Genomic DNA, 7951 nt, shown 5'->3' with positions numbered 1-7951 from the left:
CTTTTCCTCCATGCTTCTTCCTTTCTCTCGGGAGGGCCTTCGGCCCTCGCCTCCAGAAAGGAATTCTCGAACTCAGCCGGACATGTCCGGCTGAGTTCGAGAACGAAACTTAAGTGTTCGGATGAACTTGCAAATTAACCGGATTCCAGGAACATACCGCCAAACACATAATGTTGCGAGAATATTGACTCGCACAATATTGCGAACTATCATAATCGCAAAATTATGCGAAAGAACAATTCACCTGAGATGGGAGGACATCCATGGTCGACGCGCTGGAGATAGGCTACGTCATAAAGGACAGGCGCGCTGAATTGGGGATGACCCAGGCTCAGCTGGCAGAGGCCGCGGGCGTGTCGAAGCGTTGCCTTTGGTCGCTGGAGCTGGGACCAAACCCCGGCGTGCAGCTGGACAAGCTCACCGCCGTGCTCCGGGCCCTGGGGCTGGGGCTGGAGCTGACCGTCGGGAACCCCTCAGATGAGCCGCAGGCTGAGCAGTTGGGCATCGGAGGGCCTGCGGCTTGCGATGATGCCTCCGCAGGCGCTCTCTCCATCCTGACGGGAGGTGCGCGATGACGGCCGGCGTCCTCGACGTGCTCATCGCCGGCAAGCTCGCAGGAACCCTTTCCCAGGACGGGGCCGGCTCGCTTTCCTTCGCCTACGAGAGAGGCTACCGCGGCGTTCCGCTGTCGTCGTCCATGCCGCTTTCCACCAGGCCCTACCGGGACAAGGTCGTGCTGCCCTACCTCTGGGGGCTTTTGCCGGAGGACCCGGCCGTGAGAAGGCATGTCGCCGCCGACGCCGGCATCTCCCCCAACAACCCCTTTGCGCTCCTCGGCGTCATCGGCCTGGACTGCCCCGGCGCGGTGCAGTTCGTCCCCCAGGGTTCCGACGCCTGCCGCGATGAGCGCCTCGTTGCCGTGAGCGACGCCGAAATTGCCCGGAGGCTGACCACGGGCCGCCAGGATGGCGCCGGCTGGATCGCCGACAACGAGCATTGGAGCCTCGGCGGCCAGCAGAGCAAGTTCGCCTTGCGGCGCATGGACGGCAGGTGGTACTCCTGCGAGGGCTCTGCGGCAACCACCCACATCCTGAAGAGCGGCGTGCGCGGACTGGCCCATCAGGCGCTCAACGAGTACGTCTGCATGCGGCTAGCGAGAAGCCTAGACGTGCCTGCGGCAAGTGTCGAGTATCTGGAATTCGAGGGCGAGGGCGGCGTGGAGCCCGCCATCGTCATCGAGCGCTACGACCGCTTGGTCGAGGGGGACAGCGTGACGAGGCTCCATCAGGAGGATCTCTGCCAGGCCCTGAGATGCCTTCCCGACAACAAGTACACCATGTACGGCGGGCCGAACTGCGCCGAAGTGCTGGGGCTCCTCACCTCGACCGGGCCCACTGCCCAGACAAACGCCGCGGGTTTCCTGCAGATGCTCTTCCTCAACTACCTGCTCGCGGCGACGGACGCGCACGCCAAGAACTACTCCATCATGCTCGCCGCCGACGGGTCGCACAGGCTGGCGCCCATGTACGACGTGGCATCCATCGCCCCCTACGTCGAGGGGGCGAAGCTGAAGGTCAAGCCGCCCAAGCTCGCCATGTCCATCGGCGGCGAGAACCGCGCAGGCCGCGTTTCGGCAAACGACCTCGCCAAGCTGGTCGAGCAGTGCGGCCTCGAACGATTCGGCATAACCGCCGAGGGCTGCCGCGACTTGCTGGCGCTCTACGCCGAAGAGATCCCCGACAAGCTGGCCCAGGAGTTCGACGCTTTGGAGAAAACGGGGTCGGCCGACGCCGCCAGGGAGCTCAGGGGGCGCATGGAGGAGCCGATCGCGCAGCTGTGCGCAAGGTCGCTGAAAGGACTGGGGAGCTAAGCCCCGCGTCCTCGCGGCCAACTAGCGAATCATGGGGGACGGCCGATAAAGATGCGGAAGAGCCCCTCGGGATGACCCCGAGGGGCTCCCGGCCCTCCAGCGGGGGCCGGGATGGAGGTCGGTTACTCGACCCCGCAGCTGAAGGCGTTGATGTGGTGCCTCAGGAGCGCCCTGTCGGTGCTCATGGATTGGCTACATCTTTTTGGACGATTTCGGGAGGACCAAGCCTGCTTTTCTGAACTCGACCGGGGTCATGTACCCCAGCGTCGAATGCATCCTGAAGTTGTTGTACCAATGCACGTAGTCCGCCAGCTTGACCTGCAGCTCGCGCGTCGTGCCGAACATCTCGCGGTAGACGAGCTCGGCCTTCAGTATCTTGTTGGTCGACTCGTCGACCGCGTTGTCGTACGGGCACCCCTTCCTCGACAGCGACCGCTCGATGCCGAAGACGTCGAGCATCTCGTCGATCTTCGCGTTGTCGAACTCGCTGCCGCGGTCCGTATGGAACACCTCGATGTCGGATATCGGGAACTCCAGCGTCGCGAAGGCGGCCCTCACCAGGGCGGCGTCCTTGCGCGGTCCGGCGGAATGGCCGACGATCTCGCGGTTGCTCAGGTCGACGAGCAGGCAGACGTAGTCCAGCCGCCGCCGACGCGCACGTAGGTCAGGTCGCTGCGCACGTGGGTGCAGGGCGCGCGCCCGCCGAACTCCCCGGCGACCACGTTCGGCAGGTCGGCCTCGTTGGGCCTGCCGGGATGGCATTTGAACCTCCTGCGGCCATATGCGCTGGTCAGGCCGTTCTTCCGCATTATCCTGCAGATGCGCCTGCGGCTGGCGGTTATGCCGTCCCGGGAGAGCGCCGCCTTGATCTTGCGGGCCCCGTAGCGCCCGCGGCTGGCCTCGTGCGCCGCCAGCACGGCGGGCTCGACAGGGTCGGGCGGCCCCGGGGGCGCCCCGCGCGACCGCATGGAGTAGTAGGTCGAGCGCGCAACGCCGAGGATCTCGCATTGCGCCGATACCGGGTAGCGGTCGGCGTTGGCCGCTATCACCGTCACTTTCGTGCGAATATCAGCGCCGCTTGTTTTAAAACGTCGACCTCCATGCGCAGCCTGCGGTTCTCGCGCTCCAGCTCGATCACCCGGTTCTGCTCGGGCGTGCGGTTGTCGGCGACATGCGGCGATCCCGTGGCGTTGATCGACTTGACCCATCTGTCGACGGTGCTCTTCGACAGGTCGTACTCGCGCATCGCGTCCGCCTTGGGCTTCCCCGCGTTTACGAGCTCGACTATCTGCCGCTTGAACTCGTCGGTGAAATGCCTGGGGTGCTTCGGGTCCGCCATGGGCTCCTCCTGACTCTTCCGGCCCTCACGAAACTGTCCAGCTTAGTGTAGCCAATCCACTCACGACCAGCATGTCGATGATGTCGAAGTGGACCTGGATTTCGCCGTCGGGCGAGTTGCCCGCGAGCCAGGACGCTGCCGCGATCTCAAGGTCGCTGCGCTTGACCTTGCCGCCCTCGAAGCCGCCCTCGCCGAACTCGGTTGCGGTGACGTCGATGAAGACCAGGGTGTCCTCGTCGCTGGCAATCAAATCGATCTGGGTTCCCTCGGGGGAAGTCCAACCGGTATCGAGAAGCTCGAATCCCTTGCGCTCGATGAAGCGGGTGGCTGCCTTGACTGCCTTCTCCTGAAGTTCGAAATTGCTCATGATGACCTCCGTTTGTTCGTGGCCGGCCCCTTTGGCCTGCCTTGTGATCCGGAAGCCGCTCAGGTTCTGGCCAAGGGCAAGGAATCAAGCGAAAACCCGGCAGGGCCCGAGTTTTGCGCAGCAAAAGTTTTTCGCGCCTTGCCTGAAGAGCCTGGTTCTGAGCGAGTGTGGCAAAGCCAAGGAAGGCGAAGGAGGACGTCCCGACATGGGGGGTCTGCGCAATGAATTCAGGAATGGCGGGTTGGCCTACCTGCTTGGAGCGCGAATTCGAGCCGAATGTGGTTGGACCGGACGAGGCAACCAGAGCGATTGCCTGCATGACGAAGATTTGGTTTCATCGGCCATCGCCACAGGCGGCGTCGATTCGAGGGCTTGCAAGGTTGCGTTGAGAGCTTGCGGCAGTATGCCGACTCGGCAACACAACCAGAGACGTTCCCCGCTTCTTCATCGACTTGCACATGAGCATAAGGGCGCTTGGCACCACTAACCTTCAATGCGGGACGATATCGACAGGACCGCTCCTGCAGAAGCCAATAGCTTGAGTCTACCCGCGGCTCTTCCGCGCGAAAGGCCGACCCTCATGATTCGCCATCAAGCCCGCCGCCCGCTAATCCGACGCGGTAGGAGAATCTGCAGTAGTTTCTCGCTGATGCAGCCTCGAAAGTCCATTTCGTTGGACATGCGAGCGAATACATATAGGTTTCTAAGGAATATTGTACGACGGGCGAGTAGCCTTGCTTTTGCAAGCAGGGCAAACAGCCCTTTGCCATCCCCCGAAGCTATTAGCCGCCAGCTAAGTAAACTGGGTCAAACGAGCGTATAATTCAAATGTATTGCATTCGTACTAACCTGGAGGGATGCGGAATGGATTACCCCGAGTTGATCAAGAATAACGCCAGTCCGACGGAAATACAGAAGTACCTCGTCGACGGCGAGATGGCGGCCATAACCATCCGCTTACCGAAAAACTTGCGAGACAGCGCGAAGAAAGCTGCCGCGCTCAAGGGCATGAGTTTCAGCGCTTTGGTGCGCGCCAGCCTTATACGGGAGCTCTCCGAGCAGCCGGGAAGAATCGGCTGACCACCAACGAACCCCGATAACCTAAGCAACCTGAAGCCCCGAAAGGCTGGACAACGTGGACCAGGCATATATCGACAACAAAACGAGCATCATGAAAGACGAGCTTGCCGCACGCATCGCGAAGGGCGACAAGATGTCCGTTGCGGCATCGCTCTTCTCGATGTACGCGTACAGCGAGCTGAAAGAAGCACTTGAAGGCCTTGACGAATTCCGATTCGTCTTCACATCCGACGCGTTCACGAAGGACCGCCCGAAGAAAGAGCAGCGCGAGTTCTACATCCCCCGCATGCTGCACGAGCAGGGTCTGTTCGGCTCGCAGTTCGAGGTGAAGCTCAAAAACGAGCTGACCCAAAAAGCCGTTGCGAGCGAATGCGCTGAATGGATCAGAAAGAAAACGACGTTCAAATCATGTCCGGGCGAAGCGCGCCCCCTTTCGCCTTCGGCACAAATCGAAAAGCAAAACGATGTCGTCGGCTACATACCCTTCGAATCGTTCGATACGGTCATGCTGGGCGTCCAACCCAGCGGCCAATCCCCCTCCTTTTCCCTGAGGCAGGACTCATCCATGTCGAAGAATCTGCTCGACGCCTTCAACCGCGAATGGGAAAGTGGCAAGCTCGTCGACGTGACCGAATCCGTCATCGACAACATTTCGCTGATGTACCGGGAGAACCCGCCCGAGCTGGTCTACTACCTGGCACTCTATCGCGTCTTCCACGAGTTCCTAGAGGACGTGAGCGGCGAATCGCTTCCCGACGAGTCTTCGTCGTTCAAGGAAACCAAGATCTGGGGCATGCTCTACGACTTCCAGAAGGATGCCGTGGTGTCCATCGTTCAGAAGCTCAACCAGTACAACGGCTGCATCCTGGCCGATTCCGTGGGCCTGGGCAAGACGTTCACCGCGCTGGCCGTTATGGCCTACTACCTCAAGCGGGGCAAGCGTAAGGCGCGCGTGCTGGTGCTGTGCCCCAAGCGCCTGTCGGAAAACTGGACGCTGTACAACCACAGCTACAAGAATAATCCGCTGCGTGACGACGACTTGCATTACGACGTGCTCTACCACACCGACCTGTCGCGCAAAAGGGGCACCACCGACACCGGCATCGACCTGGCGCGCCTCGACTGGAGCAACTACGACCTGGTGGTCATAGATGAGTCCCACAACTTCAGGAACGGCGAGGACACCTCGGCGAAGGAGGACGGCAAGCGCAACCGCTACCAGCGGCTCGTCGAGGAGATCCTGCAGCAAGGCGAGCGTACCCGCGTGCTCATGCTGTCGGCCACGCCGGTCAACAACCGCTTCAGGGACATCCGCAACCAGCTGGCATTGGTCTACCAGGGCGAATCGCAGGTGCTCACCGAGAAGCTCGGATTGGAAACGGACATCGACGATGTGTTCCGCATGGCGCAAGCCAGCTACTCCCAGTGGGCCAAACGCCCCATCGACGAGCGCACCACCGAGAACCTCACGCACCTCCTGAGCCCCGACTTCTTCCATATCCTCGACCAGATGACGGTTGCCCGCTCTCGCAAGCACATCCAGCGTTACTACGACGCCAGCGCCATCGGCCCGTTCCCGAAGCGGCGCAATCCCATCACACAGCGTCCCGGGCTGTCGAAGGCTGTCAACGCGCCCACCTACGGCGAGATCGCAGGATCTATCGAACTGTTGAGCCTGGCGGTGTACTCGCCTTCTCGCTACCTGCAGCCCAGCCGCGCCGCCAAGTACGCCGACAAGAACGGCAACCTCACCACGAGCGGCCGCGAAACGGGCGTGAAGAAGCTCATGGGCACCAACCTGCTCAAGCGTCTGGAAAGCTCGGTGCACTCGTTCCGCTTGACGCTGCAGCGCATCCTGAATCTCATGCAGCAGCGCGTTTCCCAGATAGACGAGTACGAGCGGCTAGGGACGATGGCGGGCGCACTCGATGCCGGCATCGACGAGAACGACTTCGAGCCCGACGACCTCGATACGCTCGACTTCGAGGTGGGCGGGAAGCAGAAGTTCGACATCGCCGACCTGGACTGGAAGTCGTGGCGCCGTGACATGTGCGACGACATCAACACCATCGAGGGCCTGCTGTTCATGGTCCAGGGCATCGACCCCGCAAGCGACGAGAAGCTCGAAACCCTGCGCACGCTACTGAGAAGGAAGGTGGCGAACCCCATAAACGCCGGCAACAGGAAGGCCATCGTGTTCACCGCGTTCGCCGACACGGCCGACTATCTCTACGAGAACCTGGCACCCGCGGCGCGAGAGCTGGGCCTGAGCATCGCCGAGGTCACCGGCGGCCAGAAGGGCTCGCGCACCACAGCCGAGGGCGTCTCGGGCAACATGAACGACGTGCTCACATGCTTCTCGCCCGAATCGAAGGGCCGCGACCAGGTGATGCCCGGCGCCCCAGACATCGACATCCTGGTTGCCACCGACTGCATCTCCGAGGGCCAGAACCTACAGGACTGCGACTACCTGGTGAACTACGACATACACTGGAACCCCGTGCGCATCGTGCAGCGGTTCGGCCGCATCGACCGCATCGGGTCGAAGAACGCGGAGATCCAGCTGGTGAACTTCTGGCCCGACATCGAGCTGGACGACTACATCAACTTGAAAAGCCGCGTGGAAAGCAGGATGCGCGGCGTGGTGCTCACCTCCACGGGCGACGACGACCTGCTCAACGAGGGCGAGAAGGGCGACCTTGAATATCGCAAGAACCAGCTGCTGCAGATGCAGAGCGAGGTGGTGGACCTCGAAGACGTGGATGGCGGCGTATCGATAACCGACCTGGGCCTGAATGACTTCAGATCGGATTTGGCCGAATACTACAAAACGCACCCCGAGATCGAGCGCACGCCATTGGGCATCAACGCCGTGGTGCAGGGTGACCAGCCGGGCATTGTTTTCGTCCTCAGGAACGTGAACGAGTCGCTGGAGCAGAGCACAAAGAACCAGATCCATCCGTTCTACGTGGTGCACGTAGGCGACGACGGCGACATCGTGCAGGGATACCTGAAGCCGAAGCAGACGCTCGACTACATGCGGCAAATCTGCAAGGGCAAGGCCGCCCCGGACGACGCGCTATGCAAGGCTTACAACAAGGAGACGAAGAACGGCCGCGACATGCGCAAGGCGTCGGAGCTGCTGGCCTGCGCCATCGAGTCAATCGTCGACGAGAAGTCGGAAGAAGCCGTCGACAGCTTCTTCACCGCCGGCACCACCAGCTTCTTGGAATCGGACGTTGCGGGAATCGACGACTTCGAGCTGGTGTGCTTTTTGGTGGTGAGGCCATGTTAG

The 7951-nt window shown here is 61.6% G+C and carries 5 protein-coding genes and 1 pseudogene; 4 read left to right on the top strand and 2 right to left on the bottom strand.

Annotated features, from left to right (window positions below; translation table 11 throughout):
- The first annotated feature begins 263 nt into the window (after nt 1-263).
- Both ACMRQN_RS06575 and ACMRQN_RS06570 read left to right on the top strand, forming a co-directional pair.
- Nucleotides 264-575 (top strand): helix-turn-helix domain-containing protein, encoded by a 312-nt coding sequence (locus ACMRQN_RS06575; protein WP_418734319.1) that lies wholly within the window; start codon nt 264-266, stop codon nt 573-575.
- Nucleotides 572-1870 (top strand): type II toxin-antitoxin system HipA family toxin, encoded by a 1299-nt coding sequence (locus ACMRQN_RS06570; protein ID WP_418734318.1) that lies wholly within the window; start codon nt 572-574, stop codon nt 1868-1870. The genes ACMRQN_RS06575 and ACMRQN_RS06570 overlap by 4 nt, the downstream gene beginning before the upstream one ends.
- Nucleotides 1871-2062: 192 nt before the next feature.
- Here ACMRQN_RS06570 and ACMRQN_RS06565 read toward each other — a convergent pair.
- Both ACMRQN_RS06565 and ACMRQN_RS06560 read right to left on the bottom strand, forming a co-directional pair.
- Nucleotides 2063-3209 (bottom strand): annotated as a pseudogene (locus ACMRQN_RS06565) (IS3 family transposase).
- A 25-nt stretch (nt 3210-3234) separates the two neighbouring features.
- On the bottom strand, nt 3235-3576 hold the full coding sequence (locus ACMRQN_RS06560; RefSeq protein ID WP_418734317.1) for a YraN family protein: 342 nt from the start codon (nt 3574-3576) through the stop codon (nt 3235-3237).
- Between the two features lie 864 nt (nt 3577-4440).
- Between ACMRQN_RS06560 and ACMRQN_RS06555 the strand changes: the two genes are divergently transcribed.
- Together ACMRQN_RS06555 and ACMRQN_RS06550 are read left to right on the top strand one after the other, a co-directional pair.
- Complete coding sequence (locus ACMRQN_RS06555; RefSeq protein ID WP_418734316.1) at nt 4441-4656, top strand: YlcI/YnfO family protein; 216 nt, start codon at nt 4441-4443, stop codon at nt 4654-4656.
- A 55-nt stretch (nt 4657-4711) separates the two neighbouring features.
- Entirely contained in the window at nt 4712-7951 is a 3240-nt protein-coding gene (locus ACMRQN_RS06550; RefSeq protein ID WP_418734315.1) for a helicase-related protein, read from the top strand.

Source organism: Ellagibacter sp. (assembly GCF_048412355.1).
Classification (GTDB): Bacteria; Actinomycetota; Coriobacteriia; order Coriobacteriales; family Eggerthellaceae; genus Ellagibacter.
This window is presented reverse-complemented; position numbering and strand designations above follow the sequence as displayed.